This window comes from Streptomyces sp. SD31, assembly GCF_052068475.1.
GTDB lineage: Bacteria > Actinomycetota > Actinomycetes > Streptomycetales > Streptomycetaceae > Streptomyces.
Map to the genome: position 1 here is coordinate 476428 of NZ_JBQHCX010000004.1, position 22213 is coordinate 498640.

General features: G+C 69.9%; 17 protein-coding genes. 6 read left to right on the forward strand and 11 right to left on the reverse strand.

Going from position 1 to position 22213, the window contains the following annotated elements:
* Positions 1-6 precede the first annotated feature (6 nt).
* Entirely contained in the window at positions 7-954 is a 948-nt protein-coding gene (locus tag ACTMVF_RS11915; protein WP_441270962.1) for a DUF3048 domain-containing protein, read from the reverse strand.
* A 286-nt stretch (positions 955-1240) separates the two neighbouring features.
* Here ACTMVF_RS11915 and ACTMVF_RS11920 point away from each other — a divergent pair, with 286 nt between their 5' ends.
* Complete coding sequence (locus ACTMVF_RS11920) at positions 1241-2431, forward strand: zinc-dependent alcohol dehydrogenase (protein ID WP_441270918.1); 1191 nt, start codon at positions 1241-1243, stop codon at positions 2429-2431.
* 35 nt (positions 2432-2466) lie between these two features.
* Here ACTMVF_RS11920 and ACTMVF_RS11925 read toward each other — a convergent pair whose 3' ends face one another.
* On the reverse strand, positions 2467-3537 hold the full coding sequence (locus ACTMVF_RS11925; protein WP_441270919.1) for an ATP-dependent DNA ligase: 1071 nt from the start codon (positions 3535-3537) through the stop codon (positions 2467-2469).
* A gap of 75 nt (positions 3538-3612) precedes the next feature.
* On the opposite strand from ACTMVF_RS11925, the gene ligD reads away from it, so the two are divergent.
* Complete coding sequence (gene ligD / locus ACTMVF_RS11930) at positions 3613-4662, forward strand: non-homologous end-joining DNA ligase (protein ID WP_441270920.1); 1050 nt, start codon at positions 3613-3615, stop codon at positions 4660-4662.
* Here ligD and ACTMVF_RS11935 read toward each other — a convergent pair.
* Complete coding sequence (locus tag ACTMVF_RS11935; protein WP_441270963.1) at positions 4649-6838, reverse strand: OmpL47-type beta-barrel domain-containing protein; 2190 nt, start codon at positions 6836-6838, stop codon at positions 4649-4651. The genes ligD and ACTMVF_RS11935 overlap by 14 nt on opposite strands.
* Positions 6839-6852: 14 nt before the next feature.
* Positions 6853-9333: a ThuA domain-containing protein gene (locus ACTMVF_RS11940; protein WP_441270921.1), complete on the reverse strand. Its 2481-nt coding sequence runs from the start codon at positions 9331-9333 to the stop codon at positions 6853-6855.
* Between the two features lie 178 nt (positions 9334-9511).
* On the opposite strand from ACTMVF_RS11940, the gene ACTMVF_RS11945 reads away from it, so the two are divergent.
* Positions 9512-10504: a multicopper oxidase domain-containing protein gene (locus ACTMVF_RS11945; RefSeq protein ID WP_441270922.1), complete on the forward strand. Its 993-nt coding sequence runs from the start codon at positions 9512-9514 to the stop codon at positions 10502-10504.
* Between the two features lie 14 nt (positions 10505-10518).
* Positions 10519-11454, forward strand: coding sequence for an ornithine cyclodeaminase family protein (locus tag ACTMVF_RS11950; RefSeq protein ID WP_441270923.1), 936 nt, complete (start codon positions 10519-10521; stop codon positions 11452-11454).
* Between the two features lie 177 nt (positions 11455-11631).
* On the opposite strand, the gene ACTMVF_RS11955 is transcribed toward ACTMVF_RS11950, so the two are convergent.
* Entirely contained in the window at positions 11632-11793 is a 162-nt protein-coding gene (locus ACTMVF_RS11955) for a hypothetical protein (protein ID WP_441270924.1), read from the reverse strand.
* A gap of 237 nt (positions 11794-12030) precedes the next feature.
* On the opposite strand from ACTMVF_RS11955, the gene ACTMVF_RS11960 reads away from it, so the two are divergent.
* On the forward strand, positions 12031-13068 hold the full coding sequence (locus ACTMVF_RS11960; protein WP_441270925.1) for a LacI family DNA-binding transcriptional regulator: 1038 nt from the start codon (positions 12031-12033) through the stop codon (positions 13066-13068).
* A 32-nt stretch (positions 13069-13100) separates the two neighbouring features.
* On the opposite strand, the gene ACTMVF_RS11965 is transcribed toward ACTMVF_RS11960, so the two are convergent.
* A complete protein-coding gene (locus ACTMVF_RS11965; protein ID WP_441270964.1) occupies positions 13101-13892 on the reverse strand; it encodes a VOC family protein in 792 nt (263 codons plus the stop codon).
* A gap of 305 nt (positions 13893-14197) precedes the next feature.
* Between ACTMVF_RS11965 and ACTMVF_RS11970 the strand changes: the two genes are divergently transcribed.
* Entirely contained in the window at positions 14198-14452 is a 255-nt protein-coding gene (locus ACTMVF_RS11970; RefSeq protein ID WP_441270926.1) for a WhiB family transcriptional regulator, read from the forward strand.
* Between the two features lie 861 nt (positions 14453-15313).
* On the opposite strand, the gene ACTMVF_RS11975 is transcribed toward ACTMVF_RS11970, so the two are convergent.
* The 5 genes from ACTMVF_RS11975 to ACTMVF_RS11995 all read right to left on the reverse strand — a co-directional run bounded on the left by ACTMVF_RS11975 (position 15314) and on the right by ACTMVF_RS11995 (position 22158).
* Complete coding sequence (locus ACTMVF_RS11975; RefSeq protein ID WP_441270927.1) at positions 15314-16288, reverse strand: acyl-ACP desaturase; 975 nt, start codon at positions 16286-16288, stop codon at positions 15314-15316.
* Positions 16289-16504: 216 nt separating this feature from the next.
* Positions 16505-17281 carry a dimethylargininase gene (gene ddaH / locus ACTMVF_RS11980; RefSeq protein ID WP_441270928.1) on the reverse strand — a complete coding sequence of 259 codons (777 nt, stop codon included), beginning with the start codon at positions 17279-17281 and terminating at the stop codon, positions 16505-16507.
* Between the two features lie 98 nt (positions 17282-17379).
* Positions 17380-19659 carry an ATP-binding cassette domain-containing protein gene (locus ACTMVF_RS11985; RefSeq protein WP_441270929.1) on the reverse strand — a complete coding sequence of 760 codons (2280 nt, stop codon included), beginning with the start codon at positions 19657-19659 and terminating at the stop codon, positions 17380-17382.
* A gap of 10 nt (positions 19660-19669) precedes the next feature.
* Positions 19670-21295, reverse strand: a complete 1626-nt coding sequence (locus ACTMVF_RS11990; protein WP_441270930.1) for an ABC-F family ATP-binding cassette domain-containing protein — start codon at positions 21293-21295, stop codon at positions 19670-19672.
* A 446-nt stretch (positions 21296-21741) separates the two neighbouring features.
* Positions 21742-22158: an SsgA family sporulation/cell division regulator gene (locus ACTMVF_RS11995; protein WP_441270931.1), complete on the reverse strand. Its 417-nt coding sequence runs from the start codon at positions 22156-22158 to the stop codon at positions 21742-21744.
* Positions 22159-22213 lie beyond the last annotated feature (55 nt).

The window sequence follows — 22213 nt, forward strand, 5'->3', positions numbered from 1 at the left end:
GAATGCTCAGGACGCCTTCGCGAACACCACCCACACCTGGCCGTGCTGGAAGTTCATCGGCTTGCCGTCGTCGGTCGTGAACGTGGTGCCGTCCGTGGCCTGCGGGCGCTTCCAGTTGACGTGGTACACGTGCCCGTCGCGCAGCACCGCCGCCCTCCCGGCGCCCACGGTCTCGGTGTACGGCGTGTAGTTGCCGGCCGAGTCGTGGAAGGCGGACCTGCGTACCTTCACGTACTGCACGACGACCGTGCCGGCCGTCACCCGCTGCCCGTCCGTCGTCCTGGCGGCCTTGCCGTCCATGGCGACCAGCCAGCGGTCCTGGCTGCCGGACCAGGTGAAGGTGAACCGGGCCGCCGGGAAGCGCACCGTCCGCGAGGTCTCCGGAATGCCGCCCGCGGGGGCTGCACCGAAGCGGAAGCCGGTCGTCAGGACGGAGGTGCCCGGGGCGGAGGACATCAGCCGGCCGGGTCGCAGATAGAGGTTGTGCGGCGAGGGCCTGTCCGTGCCGCGGAAGTACGCACCGGCCGCCTTCTCGGGCGGCTTCGCCTGCAGCGGAGCCTTGTCGATCAGCGGCAGCAGCTTGCCCTGCGCACCGGAGAAGGCGAGCGTCGGCCGGTTGAACTGGCCCAGTAGCTCCAGATCGCTCTCGCGTGCGCTGCGCACCGGTCCGATGACCTCCGGCAGTTTCTGCGCGTAGACCGCCAGCAGGCGGCTCAGCCCGGCCTCGACCTGTTCGACGTACACGATGTCAGCGGCGTTCAGGCCCGTGTGGGGCCGGGCGGCGCGGACGTTGTCGATCTTCACGGCGAGCACCGACGCGCCGTTCACGCGGCTCTCGCTCGCCCCTGGCGACGGCGGGCGCTCCCGGCCGCGGCCGTCGTCGCGTGGACCGTCGGACGTCGTGCAGCCGACCGCCAGGGAAGCGGTCAGTGCGGCGGCCAGCAGCCCCGCCATGGTCGTGGCGCGTCTCTTGTGCGCCCCTCGTCGCCTGCTCACCTTCGTCACCCGCAGCCACCCGCCCTGTCCGGCCAGTCCGTGTAGTCAGATTGTGTACTTATCCGTTCATGGGATGCCATTCCTGTCCGTCCGTGCGAGGCCATATCTGACCGGTTCCGGCAGCCCGGTCGGCCAGTTGGGCATGTCGCCGGTCCGTCCGAGCGGTTCGGTGCGGGAGCGCAGGGGTACCCGGGCGGCCACCGCACGAGCGGACGCGCACACGTGACGGAGGGAGCGCGGGGCGATGAGGGCAGTGACCTGGCAGGGCAAGCGGGACGTGCGCGTGGAGAACGTGCCCGATCCGACGATCCAGGAGCCGACGGACGCGGTCATCCGCATCACGTCCACCGGGCTGTGCGGCTCCGACCTGCACTTGTACGAGGTACTGACGCCATTCATGACCCCGGGGGACATCCTCGGTCACGAGCCGATGGGCATCGTCGAGGAAGTCGGCGCCGGGGTGCCGGACCTGCAGGCCGGCGACCGGGTCGTGGTGCCCTTCCAGATCGCCTGCGGCAACTGCTGGATGTGCCTGACCGGCCTGCCGACCCAGTGCGAGACCACCCAGGTCAGCGGCGAGGGCATGGGTGCCGCCCTGTTCGGCTACACCCGGCTGTACGGCGCGGTGCCGGGCGCCCAGGCCGAGTACCTGCGCGTCCCGCAGGCGCAGTTCGGCCCGATCAAGATCCCGGAAGGGCCGCCCGACGACCGGTTCGTCTATCTCTCCGACGTCCTGCCCACCGCCTGGCAGGCGGTTCGCTACGCCGAGATCCCCGAGGGCGGCAGCCTCGCCGTGCTCGGCCTCGGCCCCATTGGCGACATGGCCTGCCGGGTCGCCCAGGTGCAGGGCGCCGGACGGGTGTTCGGCGTGGACCTGGTCCCCGAGCGGCTGCGGCGGGCACGTGAGCGGGGTGTCGAGACGTACGACCTGAGGAGCTTCGACGACGAGAAGGAACTCGTCACCGCCATCCGCGACCAGACCGACGGCCGCGGCCCCGACGCCGTCATCGACGCGGTCGGCACCGAGGCACATGGCAGCGCCGCCGCGCGGTTGGTCCAGCAGGCCTCGGCGATGCTGCCACGCAAGCTGAGCGGTCCGCTCGCCGAACGCTTCAGCGTCGACCGGCTCGCCGCCCTCTACACCGCCATCGACCTGGTGCGGCGCGGCGGCACGATCTCCCTGTCCGGCGTGTACGGCGGCATGGCGGACCCGATACCGCTGCTCACCCTGTTCGACAAGCAGATCCAGATCCGGATGGGGCAGGCCAATGTGCGCCGCTGGAGCGACGACATCCTGCCGTATCTGACGGACGAGGATCCCCTCGGCGTCGACGACTTCGCCACCCACCGCGTGCCGCTGAGCGACGCCCCGCACGCGTACGACATGTTCCAGCGCAAGCAGGAAGGCGCGGTCAAGGTGCTGATGAAGCCCTGACTCCCCGCTGCAGAAGTCTTCAGGTCGGCTTCACGTCAGGCCGGTGGCGCGAAGATCTCCGCCAGGTCGTAGCGGACCGGCTCCTCCAACTGGGCGTAGGTGCAGCTCTCGGGGGTGCGGTCCGGCCGCCAGCGGCGGAAGCGGGCCGTGTGCCGGAAACGCGCGCCGTTCTCCATGTGGTCGTACGCCACCTCGGCCACCCACTCCGGTCGGAGCGGTACCCAGGACAGGTCCTTCTTGCCCGACCAGCGGCTCGGCGCGCCCGGCAGCCGGGCCGACTCGTGAGCCGCCTCGTCGGCCCAGGCCGCCCAGGGATGCCCCGCGACGTCCGCCATGCGCAGCGGCTCCAGCTCCTCGACCAGTTCGGCGCGCCGCTTCATGGGGAACGCCGCCGACACGCCCACGTGCTGGAGGGCGCCCCGGTCGTCGTAGAGCCCGAGCAGCAGGGAGCCCACGACCGGGCCGCTCTTGTGGAGGCGGTACCCCGCGACGACGACGTCCGCGGTCCGCTCGTGCTTGATCTTGAACATGGCCCGCTCGTCCTGGAGGTAGCGCAGGGTGAGCGGCTTGGCGATGACACCGTCCAGCCCGGCACCCTCGTACTGCTCGAACCAGCCCTGAGCCGTCTCGATGTCGGTCGTCGCCGGCGCCACATGCACCGGTGCCGTCACCCCGGACAGCGCCGTGGTGAGCATCGCCCGCCGGTCCGCGAGCGGAACCTGCAGCAGCGACTCGTCCGCCAGCGCCAGCAGGTCGAAGGCCACGAACGACGCCGGGGTCTTCTCGGCCAGCATCCGCACCCGGGAGTCGGCCGGGTGGATGCGCTCGGTGAGCGCGTCGAAGTCCAGCCGCCCCTCCCGCGCGATCACGATCTCCCCGTCCAGCACACACCGCTCGGGCAACCGCTCCTTCAGCCCCGCCGCCAGCTCGGGAAAGTACCTGGTCAACGGCTTTCCGGTACGGCTGCCCAGCTCGACCTCGTCCCGGTCGCGGAACACGATCGCCCGGAACCCGTCCCACTTCGCCTCGTACTGCATGCCCGGCGGGATCTTCGCCACCGACTTGGCGAGCATCGGCTTCACGGGCGGCATCACCGGCAGGTCCATGCTGTCGATTCTGCTCGCATACGACTGCTGCCGCCCGGTGTGCGAGGTGTGCCCGGTCCGCCTACCGTGGCTCGCATGGGCGAAGCGGTGGAACTGGAAGCGGGCGGCCGGACCGTTCGCCTGTCCAACCCGGGCAAGGTCTTCTTCCCCGAGCGCGGCTTCACCAAGCTGGACCTCGCCCGCTACTACATCGCCGTCGGCCCCGGCATCCTGCGCGCCCTGCGCGACCGTCCCACCACCCTGGAGCGCTACCCGGACGGCGTCACCGGCGAGTGGTTCTTCCAGAAGCGGGCACCGAAGAACATGCCCGACTGGATCCCCACCGCCCACATCACCTTCCCCAGCGGCCGCAGCGCCGACGAGATGTGCCCCACCGAGGAGGCCGCCGTCCTGTGGGCCGCCCAGTACGGCACGCTCACCTTCCACCCCTGGCCGGTCCGCCGCGACGACGTGGACAGCCCCGACGAACTCCGCATCGACCTGGACCCCCAGCCCGGCACCGACTACGACGACGCCGTCCGCGCCGCCCACGAACTGCGCGCCATCCTCGACGAGTTCGGCGGCCTGCGCGGCTGGCCCAAGACCTCCGGCGGCCGCGGCCTGCACGTCTTCGTGCCCATCGAGCCGCGCTGGACCTTCACCCAGGTCCGGCGCGCCGCCATCGCGGTGGGGCGGGAGCTGGAACGCCGGATGCCGGAGCAGGTGACGATCAAGTGGTGGAAGGAGGAACGGGGCGAGCGCATCTTCATCGACTACAACCAGACGGCACGCGACCGCACGATCGCCTCGGCCTATTCCGTACGGCCACGCCCGCACGCCCCGGTCTCGGCCCCCCTGCGCTGGGAGGAGGTCGGCGAGGCCCGCCCCCAGGACTTCGACATCGCCACCATGCCCGCGCGCTTCGCCGAACTCGGCGACGTGCACGCGGACATGGACGACCACCGCTTCTCGCTGGACGCGCTGCTGGAGCTGGCCAACAAGGACGAACACGACCATGGACTCGGCGATCTGCCGTACCCGCCCGAGTATCCGAAGATGCCGGGGGAGCCCAAGCGGGTACAGCCGAGCCGGGCCAAGAAGGCGGCGCCTGCCGAGGAGACGCCGCCGGAACCTACAGTTCCTTGATCCGGATGTCCCGGTACGAGACCACATCCGTCGTGCCGTGCACCTGGAGCCCGATGTACCCGGAGGCGAACCGTCGCCCGTCCGTGCCCGGGTCGTCCGAGCGGGGCGGGACGAAGTCCTGGCCGCCGATGTTGTCGAACTCGTTGATCAGCACGCCGTTGCGGTAGACCGAGTAGTGCTGGTCGACCACGCGGATCTCGTAGTCGTTCCAAGTGCCCTTCTGGGTGACGCCGGCACCGGCGAGGCCCACCCGGTCGAAGCCGTAGATCGACCCCGTCTTGTACATGTCGCCGTCCGGCCGGTCGAGCACCTGCACCTCGTGCCCGTACTTGATGGCGACCCACTCGGGACGTGACTCCTCGGGGTGGTCGTGGACCCACGGGAAGCGGACGAAGACGCCGGAGTTGGCGTTGCCGGTGCCCGGGGCGTCGTCACGCCACTGGAGCCGGAGCGAGAAGTCGCCGTACTTGCGCTCCGGGAACCACAGCATGCCAAGGCCGGGCTTGGTGGTCCCACTGGTGATCGTCCCGTCGCCGTTCGGCGCGAACGAACCGCCGCCCACCTGCTGCCACTTGGCGAACGATTCCGCGCTGCCGTCGAGGATCGTGCGGTAGCCCTCGGTCTGCCCTGGCGTGCCGATCCCGGACTGACGGGCGGCCTTGCGGATGGCGTCGTACTCGCGCTGGTCGACGACCCCGTCCTTCAGGAGCTGGTCGAGGACGGTCGTCACGTGCTTGAGGAACAGCGCGTGGGACGTCCACTCCTTCTCGTCCTCGATCAACTCGTTGATCCGGCACCGGTTGTTGGTGATCCGGTTCGGGACACCCGAGTCGACGGTGCCGACGATCACCGTCAACCGCTCGTCGAACTCAGGGCAGTTGGGTGCGGGGACCTGGCTCGACACCACCGTGAAGGTCACCGTGCGGGCCGCGGACGTGTTGCCGGCCTTGTCCGTCGCCCGGTAGGCGAGGGTGTGCGTGCCCGCGCGGTCGACGACCACCGGGGCGCCGTACGCGAGGTACGGCCCGCCGTCGATCGAGTACTCGATCCGGTCGACACCCGAGCCGTGGTGCTCGTCGGTCGCCGTGACGGTCACCTTGGCGTTGCCGATGTACGCCCCGTCGGAGTTCTTCGTGCCCTCGACACTCACGCCGGTCACCGGCGGGGTCGTGTCCGGCTGGGGCGCCGCCACGACCGTGAACTGCACGTTCTTCTCGGCCGCGACGTTCCCCGCCTTGTCGGTGGCCCGGTAGCGCACCGTGTGGCTGCCGACCTCGTGCACCATCACGGGCGCGGTGTACGGCTGCCAGGCGCCGGAGCCGATCGCGTACTCGATGGTGTTGACGCCGGAACCGGTGTCGGAGGCGGAGACGGTGACGGTCGCCATGTCGACGTACGTGCCGTCGGGGTTCTGCTCGCCGCTGACCGTCGCCGAGGTCTCCGGTGCGGTGGTGTCGTCGGTCGGCGGTGGCACCACCGTGAACGCGACGCTCTTCTCCGCAGAGACGTTCCCCGCCTTGTCCAAGGCGCGGTAGCGGATCCTGTGGTCACCGACCTGATCGACGACGATCGGGGAGGTGTACGGCTGCCAGGCGCCCGCGTCACCGACCGCGTACTCGACGCGGTCGACGCCGGAGCCGCCCGCCTCGTCGGTGGCGTGGATCGCCACGCTCGCCGAACCGACGTACTGCCCCTGCCCGTTCTGCACCCCGCTGACGTGGGCCGTCGCCTCGGGCGCCGTCGTGTCCTCGCCGCTGCCCTCGGTCACCACGAGGATGCCCTGCATCTGCCCGTGGCCGGGGATCGTGCAGTAGTAGCGGTAGCGACCCGGGGTGAGTGTGACCTCGGCGGTGTGGCGGCCGCCCTGGTCGTCGTTCGGGTTGGCGAGGATGTTCAGCTGGACGTCGTTGTTGAACTCCGGGTCGGAGGTGTCGAACGTCAACGTGTGCGGCATCCCGGTGGTGTTGCCGGTCGCCGTGCTGTTCTCGAAGACGATCGTCGTCCCACCGGCGACGGCCGTCGCCGGTGCCGTCGTGTACTTGGTGATGTCGTCACCGGCGGTCCAGGTGAGCACCTGTTCGGCGGCTGCTTCAGGCTGGGGCTGTGGCTGTCCGGTCGCGGGCAACGCCTGCAGTCCGAGCACCACGAGCAGCGCCGCCAACAGGGCCGCCCACATTCTTCGTTGTCGTGTCACCGCGTCCCCCTCGCCAGCTGGTCGGCGGCCGGAGTCGGCGCGCCGCCCGTGTAAGTGACCCGCCACAGCGCCGACTTGGCGTCCGAGGTGAAGAAGCCACGGCCGTAGTCGAGTACGTACAGCGCGCCGTCCGGCCCGAACTTCCAGTCCATGAGGTTCTTGATGCCGTCGTTGCCGATCGGCACGATCTTCTTCAGCGACTCCGAGTGGACCGGTAGACCGCCGTCACCGTGGGTCTTCGGGTCGGTGATCACCGCGTTGCGCGGCTGGTCGGCGTCGTAGAAGTCGCCGACGAACCACTTGCCGTCCCAGTACGCCGGCCACTTGACGTCACTGGTCGCCGAGACGGTGTCGTACCGGTAGACCGGCCCGTTCATCGCGGCCTGCCCGCCGCCCTTGAGCCACGGCAGCAGATAGCCGGCCTCCTCCTGCTTGTACGACGGCACGCCGTTCGCGTCGCGCGGGAAGTCCGGGGCGCCGCCCTGGGGTGAGTACCAGATGTTGTTGCCGGTGACCGGCGGGAGGTTGACGAGGCCGTCGTTGTTCGGTGACTCGTTCTTCGGGTGGTCGCAGTCGTACCAGCCCAGCGGCTTGGTCGGGTCGGGCAGATTGCGGTCCCGGTAGGGCTGCTTGTTGCCCATGCAGTACGGCCAACCCCGGTTGCCCGCCTTGGTGATGACGGCGAACGTGTCGTACTTCGCCGGTCCCCACGTGGTGGAGGGCGCCGAGGCGTCCGGGCCGACCCAGCCCGCGTACAGGATGTCGGTCTGCTTGTCGACGAAGATGCGTGCGGGGTTCCTGACCCCCATCACATAGATCTCGCCACGCGTTTTGCCGCCGCCCTCGTCGGTCTCCCGGCCGGTGAAGAGGTTGCCTTCCGGCAGTGTGTAGGTGCCGTCAGGCTCCGGGTGGATGCGCAGGATCTTGCCGTTGAGGTTGTTGGTGTTGCCGGAGGTGCGGCGCGCGTCGGCGAAGGACACGCCCTTGTAGTTCGGCTCGGGGTTGTTTCCCGAGTAACCGTCGCTGAAGCGGCTGGAGTTGTTGTCGCCGGTCGCGATGTACAGGTTGCCCTTGGAGTCCCAGGCCATCCCGCCGCCCGCGTGACAGCAACTGTGGATCTGCACGGGCCACTTGAGCAGCACCTTCTCACTGCTCAGGTCCAGCTTGTTGGTGGCGAGGTCCAGAGTGAAGCGGGAGACGCGCCGCTCGGCCATCCGCGTGTCGCGGTTGATCCGGGAATGCGGGGTGTAGTGCAGATAGACCCAGCCGTTCTCCTCGAAGCGCGGGTCGAGTTCGATGCCGAGGAGCCCCTCCTCGACCTTGATCAGCTCGTCACCGCCGCCCTTGTTGCCGAAGACGGTCAATGCGCCTGCCTGTGTGACCTTCTTGCTCTTCGGGTCATAGACGTGGATCTCGCCCTTGCCCTTGCCGATGTCCGGGTTGTTCCAGTCGGTGATCACCGGCTGGGAGGAGTCGGCACCGCCCCGTCCGATGTAGAGCACCCGGCCGTCGGGCGCGGTGACCAGGCCGTGCGGCTCGCCGATCTGGTCGTTCTGGCCGGGCTGGTTGGGTTGGGTGAGTCGCTCGGCCTTGTAGTTGCCGGTGATCGTCGCCTTGCAGTCGGCCCGCACCAGCCGGGTGGTCCAGAGCAGGGCGCCACGCAGATGCGTACGGAAGTCGGTCTCGTCGTACGACGACACCGTGCCGCCCATACCCGTGTAGAAGGAGCGGCCGCCGTCGTAGTCACGGCACCAACTCACCGGATGGTCCCAGCCGTTGGCGCTCGTCCCGGGCTGGTAGCTCGACTCCCGTATCCGGGCGACGGTGTGCACCGCACCCGACGGGTTCTTCGCCCAGTTCAGCCACTTGTCCGGCCGTTTCCACTGCACCGGAAGCTCCTTGGTGGCCGGATGCCGCCGGTCACCGACCTCCACGACGGCCCGCTGAACGTTCGTCGGGCCGCCGGGCGCCGGGCGGGCGCCGACGAGCCCGGTGAACCAGTCCGAGTACGGTTCGGCACGGGCCGCGTCATGGACGCCGACGAAACCGCCGCCCGCCTCCATGTAGGCCTCCAGGCCCGCCTCCTGCTCGGGGTCGAGGACATCGCCGCCGCCGGTGAGGAAGACGATCGCGTTGAAACGGCCCAGCCTGGCCTCATCGGTGAAGACCGAGGCGTCCTTCGTGGCCTCGACCTTGAAACGCTGGTCGGCCGGGCCCGACAGGCCGATCTTCTCGATCGCCTCGATACCGGCGTTCACCAGCGGCGACTCGTCGCCCGCGGCCGCGGAGCCGTGGAAGATGAGCACCCGTACATTCGCGCCGCCCGGGGGCGACTTGACGGACATCGTTGTCAGGGGTGGTTCCGGGACCGGGCGCGCGTCGGCCGCCGGAGCCGACATCAGCCCGGCGGCGACGATCCCGGTGGTCACGGTGGCCACCCAGGTCTGTCTTCTCGTGCTCAACCCTCGTAAGTGCATGGGCACCTCCACGGTCACAGCAACAGCGACAAGGAAGCTAGACCCCTTTGAACGACTCGCCAATACCTATGGCCGTACTGGGACCAACTTTGTCCTGAGTGTGGATAAACGGGGGAGTGGCCGGTACCGTCTCACCGGTTCATCCCGGTAATTTCCGTACCGCCGTGGGGAGTTCGGCATGAACAGAGACAGCTTCGACAGGCGCGCCTTCAACAGACGCGTGCTGCTGGGCGGCGCGACCGTCGCGACATCGTTGTCCCTGGCGTCGGTGCCGCAGGCCGTGAGCGCCGACACGCCGCCGCGGACCGCGCCGGCCGGCGGCGAGGTCAGGCACCTCAAGCTGTACGCCGAGAAGCTGGCCGACGGGCAGATGGGCTACGGCCTGGAGAAGGGCAAGGCGACGATCCCCGGTCCGCTGATCGAGCTCAACGAGGGCGACACCCTGCACATCGAGTTCGAGAACACGATGGACCTACCGGTGAGCCTGCATGTCCACGGCCTCGACTACGAAATCACCAGCGACGGCACGAAGTTGAACAAGAGCGACGTCGAACCCGGCGGCACCCGCACCTACACCTGGCGCACCCACGCCCCCGGCCGTCGCAAGGACGGTACCTGGCGGGCGGGCAGCGCCGGGTACTGGCACTACCACGACCACGTCGTCGGCACGGAACACGGCACGGGTGGCATCCGCAAGGGCCTGTACGGTCCGGTGATCGTCCGCAGGAAAGGCGACATCCTCCCCGACGCGACCCACACGATCGTCTTCAACGACATGCTCATCAACAACAAGCCCGCGCACAGCGGCCCGAACTTCGAGGCGACGGTGGGCGATCGCGTCGAGTTCGCGGTGATCACGCACGGCGAGTACTACCACACCTTCCACATGCACGGTCATCGCTGGGCCGACAACCGCACGGGCATGCTCACCGGTCCGGACGACCCCAGCCAGGTCATCGACAACAAGATCGTGGGCCCCGCGGACTCGTTCGGGTTCCAGGTGATCGCGGGGGAGGGGGTCGGGGCGGGCGCGTGGATGTACCACTGCCATGTGCAGAGCCACTCCGACATGGGGATGGTGGGGCTGTTCCTGGTGAAGAAGGCGGACGGGACGATTCCCGGATACGAGCCGCACGAGCACCAAAATCAGTCGGCCGAGCATGAGCACTGACCGATCATGGGCCGGTGACCCTTCTTCTGACGCGCAGTGACCTGGAAGCCGTACTGGAGCCGGAGCCCTGTCTGGCCGCGCTGGGGGAGGGATTCCGGGATGCGGACGCCGCTCTCGTCGCGGGGCGGCGGATCCGGGCCGACCTGCCGTTTCCCGGTACGGCGACGGCGCTGCTCCCCGGAGTGCTGCCGGGCATCGACGCGTACACGGTGAAGGTGAACGCCAAGTTCCCGGCCGCCCGGCCCGCCCTGCGCGGGGTGATCTGCCTGCACAGCGGCGAAGACGGCGAGTTGCTCGCCCTGCTGGACTCGGCGACGATCACCGCGTGGCGTACGGGCCTGGCGGCGGCCCTGGGAACCCACCTGCTCGCCGGTCCCGGCGATGGGCTGGGCGTCATCGGCGCGGGGGCGCAGGCGGAGCTCATGGTGAGGGGGCTCCGCACGCTGCGGAGTTACGGCGACCTGGCCGTCCACGACACGGACGGCGACCGTTGCGCCGACTTCGCCGCACGCCACGGCGGTCGGCCGGTGGGCTCGGCGCGGGAGGTCGCCGCGGTCGCCGACACCGTACTGATGGCCACCTGGTCACGGTCACCGCTGCTGTCCCTGGCCGACACCAGGGAAGGGCAGCACTTCACGAGCCTGGGCGCCGACGAGCCCGGCAAGCAGGAACTGGCGGCCGACCTGCTGCAGGCAGCGCTGCTCGTCGTCGACGACCGGGAACTCGCCGCCCTCATGGGTGCGTTGGGGGCGGCCGACCTGCCCGCGGAGGCCGCCGACACCACCCTCGGCGCCGTACTGCGCGGCGAACACCCGGGCCGTACGAGTACCGCGGTCCGTACCGTCTACGCCCCCGTCGGCCTGCCCTGGCAGGACCTGGCGCTGACGTGGATGGCGTATCGGGCGGCGGAGCGGCAGGGGCTCGGGCAGCGGGTCGATCTGCTGAGCTGACTCGCGCTCAGTGCGCTTGACCTGCTCGGCCTGCTTGGCCTGCTTGGCCTGCTTGACCTGCTTGGCCGCGGGCAGCGGTGGCTGGGTGTGCCACGCGGCTCTCGTCCACGACGAAGCGTCCGTTCACGGCGCCGATGGGGAAGTAGTCCTGGGCGGCGACACCGGTCGGTGCCGGTGTCAGCGAGGGGATGCGGGCGCGCCACCCTCGGCGGCTCCCGCGCTGCTGGAACCGATGAGGCCCATGGCCGCGCCGACGGAGAACAGCAGCCACCACCTGCGGGACATGCCGGCCCGGCGCAGCCCTCGTACGACTGCCTCTCTCCTGGGAGTGGTCCGCATCACATCTCCTGTTCCGGGGCCGTGCCGCCCCGTGCCCCGGGCGGCCATCAGCAGCAGCCTCGGCCGCGGTCGAGGGTCCTGCCAGGCAAGATCGGCCAAATGGATCACCCGGTCGTACGGCGGTCCGCACCGCTCTCCGCATTCCCGGCGCGCGGTTCCCACCGAGCGGAGAGCGCTCTCACCCCCGTGCCCCGCCAGGACTATCCTGATCCGCAACCCCAGCCGAGGAGCCGCGCAGTGACCGAAACCGCCCCACGCCCCACCCTGGAGGCCGTGGCCGCACGGGCCGGTGTCTCGCGGGCCACCGTGTCCCGGGTGGTCAACGGCGGGGACGGGGTGCGCGAGCCCCTCGTGGAGCGGGTCCGCAAGGCGGTGGAGGAGCTCGGGTACGTGCCCAACCAGGCCGCCCGCAGTCTGGTGACCCGGCGGCACGACGCCGTCGCCGTCGTCGTCGCCGAGCCGGAGACCCGCGTCTTCGCCGACCCCTTCTTCGCACTGCAACTCCGCGGTATCAGCAAGGAGTTGACGGCCCACGACAACCAGCTCGTACTGCTCCTCACCGAGGGCCGCGACGACCACGCCCGCGTCGGCCGCTACCTCGCCGGCGGGCATGTCGACGGAGCGCTCGTCTTCTCCCTGCACCTCGACGACCCGCTGCCCGGTCTGATCCAGCACGCCGGAGTCCCCACCGTGTTCGGCGGACGGCCCGACTGGAGCGGCGACCGGCGTGGCGTGGTCTACGTCGACAGCGACAACCGTGGCGGCGCCCGCGACGCCGTACGCCACCTCGCCGGCCTCGGCCGCACGCGCATCGCGCACATCACCGGCGCCCTCGATCAGACGTCGGCGGTGGACCGGCTCGACGGCTACCGGGACGTCATGGTCGACGCCGATCCGCGGCTCATCGTCGAGGGCGACTTCACTCCGGCCGGCGGTGAGCGGGCGATGCGTGAGCTTCTCGCACGCTGCCCGGACCTGGACGCCGTGTTCGCCGCCAACGATCTCACCGCGGCGGGGGCCCTGCGGGTGTTGCGCGAGTCGGGGCGGCGGGTGCCGGAGGACGTCGCGGTGGTCGGGTTCGACGACATGCTGCCGGTCGCGGAACAGACCGAGCCCGCGCTCACGACGGTCCGTCAGGACATAGAGGAGATGGGCCGGTTGATGGCCCGGCTGTTGCTCCGCGGGCTCGACCGGCGCGCCACCGAACAGGGCGTCGGCGCCGCACCGTCCAGCGTGGTGCTGCCGACCACACTGGTGCGGCGCGCGTCCGCATAGGTCGTCCAACGGGAGCTTTACGTCCCGTTGCCTCAGCTCTGCGGCGGCGCGCTCTTGATCACCGCGAAGCGTGCCCCGTACGGGTCGGTGAGCTTGGCGATACGGCCGACGTCCGGCAGGTCCGTGGCCGGCATACGGGCCGTGCCGCCCAGCTCCTGCGCCTTGGCGACCGTGGCGTCCGCGTCCGTCACCTCGAAGTACGGCAGCCAGTACGCCGCGCCGTGCGCCTCCGCCGGGTCGTCGGCCTTGTCGACGACCCCGCCGAACATGGCGTCCTCGCCCTCCCCGGCAGGGCTGAACGTCGTGTAGGTGCCGCCGTAGAAGTCGAGAGCGAAGGTCTCCAGGCCGAGCGTCGCGTTGTAGAACCCCGCCGCGGCCGGTACGTCCGTGGTGTACAGCTCCAGCCAGCACAGTGAGCCGGGCTCCTGGACGACGTCGAGGCCCTTGTTGGTGCCGGGCTGCCAGAGGCCGAAGGACACGCCCGCCTTGTCGGCGAGGATGGCCATGCGGCCCAGGTCCATCACGTCCATCGGCTGCATCAGCACCGAGCCGTGCGCCTGCTCGGCCGCCTTCGCCGTGGCGTCCACGTCCGGTGTCTGGAAGTACACCGTCCAGGAGGGCGGCCCCTGCTCCTCGGTGGTCTGCATACCGCCGGCCGTCGTCCTGCCGTCGAGCTGGAAGAGGCCGTAACCGCCGGTCTCGGGCCCGCCCGGCTGGAACCGCCAGCCGAACAGGCCGCCGTAGAAGGAAGCGGCGCCCTCGATGTCGGGGGTGCCGAGGTCGATCCAGTTCGGCGCGCCGGTGACATAACGGGTGGTGAGCATCATCGCCCTCCTCGGAAGGGTCCCGTCGTCCGTTGTCTGTCCCTTGTGCTGTCTGCTGTGCTGTCTGCTCTGCCGAGTCTTGCACCGCCCACTGACAATCGCTGCCGGAGCGCGGCCGCGGGCTGCGGTGATCGTCGCGCTCACTGTGGGGGACCGGCGAGGACTCGATGTCTTTCACGTGTTTCCGCGCGCCGCCGTGCGCCGTGGCGCGGACAGGGAGACCATCGAGTCGGCCGGAGGCCCTGCGGCGCGGCGTTGATCCCGCGTTGATCGAACGTTTTTCGGCGACCGGCACGATCCTGCGTATGCACATCGAAACGATCGCAACGATCACCTCGCCCGACCTGGACTGGCAGCAGGAAGCGTTGTGCGCGCAGACCGGGGCGGACTTCTTCTTCCCCGAGCCGGGCAGCTCCGTACGGGAGGCGAAGCGGATCTGCGGCCTGTGCCCGATCCGCTCCGCGTGCCTCGAGTACGCGCTCGACAACGACGAACGCTTCGGCGTCTGGGGCGGCCTGTCGGAGAAGGAACGCCTGGAGCTCAGGCGCACGTCACGCTGAACCGCCACGTCCCGGCCCGCGACCGCACCTGGCCGAACCGGCACGGGTACACGAACCCCACGCCCTGAGGCGCCTGCGTGATGCCCACCGCCACCGTCCGCTCGCACTCCGCGCCGTATGCCTCCGGCCGACGACCCCGATCTTCGCGCCGCAAGTCCGGGGGCTCTGGACCCTTGCGGTCCTCAGACCACAGACCTCAGACCTCGGCTCTCGGCTCTCGGCTTGGAATGTGGCTGGTCATGTTGTGCCTTGGCGTGTAGCCCCCGGCCTGCGACGTGCAGGTGGCCGGCCCTGGCCCGGCCTGGGTATGGGCCTTGGCCTGGAGCCTTCGGGACCGCGGCCCCTCTTCCCGCCCCTTGGCCTGGAGTGTGGGTGGCCCTTCTGGCCTTCGGCGTGTAGCCCCGGCTGGCGGTCTACAGCGCGGCTGGTCCTGCCTGGGTCTCGGCGTGTAGCCCCGGCCTGCGCGGCCTGCGGGTGGCCGGCCTGCGTGGACCTGGGCCGGAGCCTTGGGGCCTGCGGCCACCCGTATCCCCGCCCTTCGGCCTGGAGCCTGGCCGGCCCTGACCTGGGCCGGGAGCCTTTAGGCCTGCGGCCCGCGGCCTGTGCCCCCGTCCCTCGGCCTGGGGGGTGGCCGGCCCTCTGGCCCTTGGCGTGTAGCCCCGGCTCGCGGTCGGCGGCGCGGCCGACCCTGCCTGGCCCTCGGCGAGTAGCCCCGGGCCTGCGGCCTGCGGGTGGCCGGCCCTGCCTGGCGCTGGAGCCCTGGAGGCCGCAGGCCCGGATCCCCCGTCCGGAGCTCCTGACCTCAGCCCCGCCCCGAGCTCCCGCCGCTCAGCCTCTGCCCCAGCTCTGCCCGTCAGTCCCTCAGCCCGCAGCCCGAGCCGCCATCCGGGCCTTTCGGGCTGCCAGCTTCTCGTCGAACTTCAGGGCCTCCGCGTCCAGGCCGCCCATGAACAGGCCGAGTTCCTCCTGGGCCTTCTGGCCCTCGGGGCCGAGGCCGTCGATCTCCATGATCTTGAGGAAGCGGAGGACGGGCTGGAGGACGTCGTCGTGGTGGATGCGCATGTTGTAGACCTCGCCGATGGCCATCTGCGCGGCGAAACGCTCGAAGCCGGGCATGCCGTGGCCGGGCATGCGGAAGTTCACGACGACGTCCCGAACGGCCTGCATGGTCAGGTCGGGGGCGAGTTCGAAGGCGGCCTTCAGGAGGTTCCGGTAGAAGACCATGTGCAGGTTCTCGTCGGTCGCGATGCGCGTCAGCATGCGGTCGCAGACCGGGTCGCCGGACTGGTGGCCGGTGTTGCGGTGCGAGATACGGGTCGCGAGCTCCTGGAAGGCGACGTAGGCGACCGAGTGCAGCATCGAGTGCCGGTTGTCCGACTCGAAGCCCTCACTCATGTGCGCCATGCGGAACTGCTCCAGCTTGTCCGGGTCCACCGCGCGCGAGGCGAGCAGATAGTCGCGCATCACGATGCCGTGCCGGCCCTCCTCGGCGGTCCAGCGGTGCACCCACGTGCCCCAGGCGCCGTCACGGCCGAAGAGCGAGGCGATCTCGTGGTGGTAGCTGGGGAGGTTGTCCTCGGTCAGGAGGTTCACCACGAGTGCGATGCGGCCGATCTCGGTGACCTTGGACTGCTCCTTGTCCCAGGCCTCGCCGTCCTCGAAGAAGCCGGGGAAGTTGCGGCCGTCGCTCCACGGCACGTACTCGTGCGGCATCCAGTCCTTGGTGACCTTCAGATGCCGGTTGAGTTCCTTCTCGACCACTTCCTCCAGCGCGTACAGCAGTTTGGCGTCGGTCCAGACGGCGGGGCTGCCGAGGTGAGGGGAAGTAATCGTCACGGGAACTCCAGGGGACGTAACACGAGCGGTAGGAGCCGACGAGCGGCCGACGTAACCTACGGCATCGTAGGCTACGTCTCCGTAGGTTACGAAGCCGTAGGTTAAGAACGGCGTAAAGACCGCTGATCAGCCCCTGTTTCACCGGGATTTCCCGGGCAAACCGAACAGCCCTGGAACCGCAGGTCCCGGCGTCGCCGGGACGATCCGCTCACTCGGTCACGTGTACAGCTCCCGCATCCGGACCGAGAGGCATGTCACACAGCCCTCGAGCTTCTCGAACTCGCTGATGTCCACCAGAACGGGCTCGTGACCGAGGTCGGCGAGCAGCTCCGCCGTCTTCGGCGCGCTCGCGGCCATGAGCAGCTTGCCGCCGCCGAGCAGCACCACATGCGCCCCGGACTCCTCGGGGACCGGAAGGAAGCGCGGGAACAGCGACGGGACGTCCAGCTGCGGGATGCGCCCGAGAATGGTTCCGTCGGGCAGCGCCGTGATCGCCGACTTCAGGTGCAGCACCTTGCTCACCGGTACGGCGACGACCCGCGCCCCCAGCGGCTCGAAGGCGGCCCGCAGCTGCTGGACGCCCGCCGCGTTGGTACGGCCTCCCCGGCCGACGTAGATCGTGTCGCCGACCTTCAGCACGTCGCCGCCGTCCAGCGTGCCCGGCTCCCAGATCCAGTTCACGGAGCAGCCGAGCGAGGCCACCGCCTCCTCGACGCCGATGGTCTCGGCACGCCGGGACTCGGCGCCGGGCCGGGTGATCAGCGCGACGTTCTTGTACATGACGACCGTGTCCTCGACGAACACCGCGTCGGGGCAGTCGTCGGCCGGGTCGACCTCGATCGTCTCCCAGCCGTGCGTACGCAGGGCCTCCGTATACGCCTCCCACTGCTCGACCGCGAGGTCGACGTCGACCTTCTCGCGCTCGATGTGCGTCACCAGCCCTTCGGCGAGGCGTGGGCTGGGGCGGCGGACGAGGGCCTTCTTGCTGGGCACGAGGGATCTCCGGGTCGGTGGCAGGTGTCGGCGCCATGATGCAGGGGCACCGACCCGCCATCATGCAGGTGTTACCCGCCCGTACAAAACCCTCCGGGTCAGGCTGTGGCCCTCCTGAGATGCTCCGCGGTGAAGGAGCCGTGGGCGTCGAGGAGCTGTCGTGGGGTTCCTTCGAAGATCACCCGGCCTCCGTCCCGGCCGCCGTCCGGCCCCAGGTCGATGATCCGGTCGGCGTGCGCCACCACGTCCAGGTTGTGCTCGACGACCACCACCGTGTTGCCCGCGTCGACCAGCCGGTCCAGCAGCCTGAGCAGCCCCTCGACGTCCGACATGTGCAGTCCGGTCGTCGGCTCGTCGAGTACGTACACCGCGCCCGTGCGGTGCAGCCGCGTCGCCAGCTTGATGCGCTGCCGTTCGCCGCCGGAGAGGGTGGAGAGGGGCTGGCCGAGCGTCAGATACGTCAGCCCCACGTCCCGCAGGGCGCGCAGGCGTCGCCGTACGCCCGCGTCCTCGAAGAACTCCAGGGCCTGATCGGCCGTCATCTGCAGTACATCGGCGATGGAGTTGCCGTCGACGGTCAGCCGCAGCACCTCGTCCCTGAAACGCCGCCCCTCGCAGTCGTGGCACGTCGTCGTGACCGGATCCATGAAGGCCAGGTCGGTGTAGATAATTCCGCGGCCCTCGCAAGTGCCGCACGCGCCGGACGAGTTGAAGCTGAAGAACCCCGGCTCGGCGCCCGTCTCGCGCGCGAAGATCTTCCGTACCGTGTCCATGATTCCCAGATACGTCGCCGGAGTCGACCGCGCCGAGATCCCGATCGCCGACTGGTCCACGACCACGGCGTCCGGGTGCGCGGCCGTGAACTCCGCGACCAGCGTGCTCTTCCCGGACCCGGCGACTCCGGTGACGACGGTGAGCACCCCGGTCGGGAACTCCACCGTCACGTCCCGCAGATTGTGCCGGTCGGCTCCCTTCACCCAGAGCCCACCGGTCGCCGCGCGGACGTTCTCCTTCAGCTCCGTACGGCGCCCCAGACACCGCCCGGTCACCGTGCCGGACTGCGCCAGCTCGCCCGGCGGCCCCTCGAACACGACCCGTCCGCCGCCCGCGCCGGCGCCCGGCCCCATGTCGACGACGTGATCGGCGAGGGCGATGACATCCGGGTCGTGCTCGACCACGAGCACGGTGTTTCCCTTGTCGCGCAGCCGCAGCAGCAGGTCGCCGAGGCGGCCGACATCGCGCGGGTGGAGTCCGACGCTGGGCTCGTCGAAGATGTACGTCATGCCGGTCAGGCTGGAGCCCAGGTGGCGGACCGTCTTCAGACGCTGTCCCTCGCCGCCGGAGAGCGTGGAGGTCTCACGGTCGAGGCTGAGGTAGCCGAGACCGATGGCGTCGATGCGTTCGAGGGCGTTGACGGCGGCCCGCGCGATCGGTCCGGCGACAGGGTCGGCGATGTCCTTCAGTACCGCGATCAGGTCCGTGACCTGCATGCGCGTGCAGTCGGCGATGTTCCGGCCGTTGACGCGGGTGGCGAGCGCCGCCGCGTTCAGGCGGGCCCCGTCACACGCCGGACAGGTGCCCTCCACCAGGAACTCCCGCACCAGGTCGCGGGTCTTCTGGCTCATCGCCGACAGGTCCCGCTTCAGGTACAGCCGCTCGAAGCGGGTGGCGAGGCCCTCGTAGTCGGTGGTCCAGGTGCCGCCCGTGCCGTTGACGGTGACCTTGCTGCCGGGCCGGCCGCGCATCAGGAACTCCCGCTCGGCGGCGGTGAACCGCCCGACGGGCTTGTGCGGGTCGAGGTCGGCGCTGTTGGTGTACGCCTGCCCCTGCCAGGTGCCCGCCGCGAACGGCGGGAAGCGGACCGCCCCGTCGGCGAGCGTCCGGTCCGGGTCGAGGATGCGGTCCCAGTCCGGCCCCACCGTCCGCCCCAGGCCGTCGCACTCGGGGCACATGCCGGAGGGGTCGTTGAAGGAGTAGGCGGTCGCCGGGCCGGCGCTCGGGATGCCGTGCCTGGAGAACAGCACGCGGATCACCGAGTAGATGTCGGTCATCGTGCCGACCGTGGACCGGGAGTGGCCCCCGATCGGCCGCTGGTCGACGACGATCGCGGGGGAGAGGTCCTCCAGCGCCTCCGCGTGCGGGCGCTCGTACTTGGGCAGCCGGTTGCGCACGAACCACGTGAAGGTCTCGTTCAGCTGGCGCTGCGACTCGACCGCGATCGTGTCGAAGACGATCGACGACTTCCCCGAGCCCGAAAGGCCGGTGAACACGGTCAGCCGGCCTTTCGGGATGCGGAGGGAGACATCCTTGAGGTTGTTCTCCCGGGCTCCCGTGATGGTGATGAAATCGTGCGTGAATACGGGCGTGAAATCGGCCATGAAGCCGAAGCTAGGCGGGATACCCGACAGCCTCTGGCGTGATTTCTTTGAGCTCTCCGTCCTCCATCATCAGCCAGCGCGTGATGCCGATCGACTCCAGGAACGGCAGGTCGTGACTGGCCACGATCAGCGCCCCCTCGTACGACTCCAGGGCCGTGGTGAGCTGCCGTACGCTCGCCATGTCCAGGTTGTTCGTCGGCTCGTCCAGCATCAGCAGCTGTGGCGCGGGCTCGGCCAGCATCAGCGCGGCCAGGGCCGCCCGGAAGCGTTCGCCGCCGGACAGCGTCGCCGCCTGCTGGTCGGCGCGGGCGCCCCGGAACAGGAAGCGGGCCAGCCGCGCCCGGACCCGGTTGTTGGTGGCGGCCGGTGCGAACCGGGCCACGTTCTCGACGACCGACAGCTCCCCGTCGAGCACGTCGAGCCGCTGCGGCAGGAAGCGGAGCGGGACATGCGCCGTCGCCTCACCCGACACCGGCTCCAGCTCCCCGGCGATCGTCCGCAGCAGCGTCGTCTTGCCCGCGCCGTTGCGCCCGATCAGCGCGATCCGCTCCGGTCCGCGCAGATCGAAGCCGCCCGTCACGCGCGCGCCGTACGCCAACTCCAGGTCCAGGAGGGTGAGGACGGTCCGCCCGGGCGGTACGGCCGTATACGGCAGGTCGACGCGGATCTCGTCGTCGTCCCGTACGGCCTCCACCGCCTCGTCGAGCCGCTCCTTGGCCTCGGCGAGCTTCTCCTCGTGCATGATGCGGTGCTTGCCGGCGGAGACCTGGGCAGAGCGTTTCCTCAGCTTCATCACTGCCCTGGGTTCGCGCTTGTTCTCGTACATCTTGTTGGCGTAACGCGTGCGCTTGGCCAACTTCGTGTGAGCATCCACGAGTTCACGCTTCTGCTTCTTCAGGTCGGCCTCGGCGACCCGCACCATGCGCTCGGCCGCCTCCTGCTCGGTGGCGAGCGCCTCCTCGTACGCCGAGTAGTTGCCGCCGTACCAGGTGACCTCCCCGGAGCGCAGATCGGCGATCTGGTCGACGAGGTCCAGGAGTTCGCGGTCGTGGCTGACCACCACCATCACCCCCGGCCAGGCGGCGACGGCCGCGTACAGCCGCCTGCGTGCGTACAGGTCGAGATTGTTGGTGGGCTCGTCGAGCAGCAGGACGTCCGGGCGGCGCAGCAGCAGTGCGGCCAGCCGCAGCAGCACCGACTCACCGCCGGACACCTCGCCGATCGTACGGTCCAACTCGATGTGCCCGAGCCCCAGTTCGCCGAGCGTGGCCAGGGCGCGCTCCTCCACGTCCCAGTCGTCGCCGACGGTCTCGAAGTGCTCCTCGGTGACGTCACCCGCCTCGATGGCGTGCAGCGCGGCTCGCTGTGCCGCGATGCCGAGGGCCTCGTCGACCTTCAGACCGGTGTCGAGGGTGACGTTCTGCGGGAGACAGCCGACCTCGCCCGCGACGCGCACGGCGCCGTCGACCGGGGTGAGCTCACCGGCGATGAGCTTCAACAGGGTTGATTTCCCTGACCCGTTGACGCCGACGAGTCCGGTCCGGCCGGGGCCGAACGCGACGTCGAGGCCCTCGAAGACGGGGGTGCCGTCGGGCCAGGTGAAGGAGAGGGAGGTACAGGTGATGGAAGTGGACATACGGGCCTCCGCGGATGCTCGAAGCGATCAAGGGCAAACGCGTATCGAGACACCGGCGACCGACGGGGGGAGGCCTCAGAGGGTTCGGGGCCATGAGAAGGGCCCTGCTCCGGAGGACGGCTCGAACGCCGAGGTCGCACGCAGCGCAAACACACCTCAGGTGTGGCGCGGTGTCTCAGGACCTCAGACGAGCAACGTCCTTCTCCAATCGACGGCAACAGGACCGTTGTAGACGGTAGGAGGGGGGCGATGGCCTGTCAACGGAATTAAAGCGAGCCCAGGCGTGGCTCTCAGCCCGTCTGGGGGTGCCCCCTCTGGGGGAGTTCGAGGACGAGGCCGTTCAGGCGAAGCGGGGGTCCAGGGGGCGAAGCCCCCTGGCGGCGTCGAAGGGGCGGAGCCCCTTCAGGGATGGGACGGGTAGGGGTGGCGGGGGCGAGAAACCCGCCTCAGCAGGCGTCCCGCATGAGTTCCGCCAGATCACGGTCCAGGTCGAGCTGAAGGTGCTCCAGCCCGAGCGGCACCAGCTCACTCGTCGACTGCAGAAAACGCTGCACCTCGCCCGTACGGATGTGCACGACGGCCGTGCCCTCGGGCGCGTGGAACTCCAGGACCGTACGGTCGAACCCGTACGGCCGCACCCGCACGTCACCGCGGCCCTCGGGCCCCTCCAGTCCGGCCACGAGCAACTCGCGGCTGAAGGTCCAGCAGACCTCCACGCCCTCCAGGGTGGCCGGGGCCGGGAAGGTCATGCGGACGGCGAACGGGTCGCGCCGGTCGTAGTGCAGGGTCGCGGGAATGCTCGGCATCCGCGGCGCGGCGGCGACGAGACGGGCCTCAACGGGCTGCTCGATTACGGTGGACAACGCCATGCTCCCTTGTGACAGCTGGACGAACTTCCGGGCGGACGAGACCGGGCAC

What these genes read in the sequence shown, in the direction of transcription:
- ACTMVF_RS11915 (WP_441270962.1), bottom strand. Translation starts at nt 954, where the DNA reads ATGGCGGGGCTGCTGGCCGCCGCACTGACCGCTTCCCTGGCGGTCGGC.
- ACTMVF_RS11920 (WP_441270918.1), top strand. Translation starts at nt 1,241, where the DNA reads ATGAGGGCAGTGACCTGGCAGGGCAAGCGGGACGTGCGCGTGGAGAAC.
- ACTMVF_RS11925 (WP_441270919.1), bottom strand. Translation starts at nt 3,537, where the DNA reads ATGGACCTGCCGGTGATGCCGCCCGTGAAGCCGATGCTCGCCAAGTCG.
- ligD (WP_441270920.1), top strand. Translation starts at nt 3,613, where the DNA reads ATGGGCGAAGCGGTGGAACTGGAAGCGGGCGGCCGGACCGTTCGCCTG.
- ACTMVF_RS11935 (WP_441270963.1), bottom strand. Translation starts at nt 6,838, where the DNA reads ATGTGGGCGGCCCTGTTGGCGGCGCTGCTCGTGGTGCTCGGACTGCAG.
- ACTMVF_RS11940 (WP_441270921.1), bottom strand. Translation starts at nt 9,333, where the DNA reads ATGCACTTACGAGGGTTGAGCACGAGAAGACAGACCTGGGTGGCCACC.
- ACTMVF_RS11945 (WP_441270922.1), top strand. Translation starts at nt 9,512, where the DNA reads ATGAACAGAGACAGCTTCGACAGGCGCGCCTTCAACAGACGCGTGCTG.
- ACTMVF_RS11955 (WP_441270924.1), bottom strand. Translation starts at nt 11,793, where the DNA reads ATGCGGACCACTCCCAGGAGAGAGGCAGTCGTACGAGGGCTGCGCCGG.
- ACTMVF_RS11965 (WP_441270964.1), bottom strand. Translation starts at nt 13,892, where the DNA reads ATGCTCACCACCCGTTATGTCACCGGCGCGCCGAACTGGATCGACCTC.
- ACTMVF_RS11970 (WP_441270926.1), top strand. Translation starts at nt 14,198, where the DNA reads ATGCACATCGAAACGATCGCAACGATCACCTCGCCCGACCTGGACTGG.
- ACTMVF_RS11985 (WP_441270929.1), bottom strand. Translation starts at nt 19,659, where the DNA reads ATGGCCGATTTCACGCCCGTATTCACGCACGATTTCATCACCATCACG.
- ACTMVF_RS11990 (WP_441270930.1), bottom strand. Translation starts at nt 21,295, where the DNA reads ATGTCCACTTCCATCACCTGTACCTCCCTCTCCTTCACCTGGCCCGAC.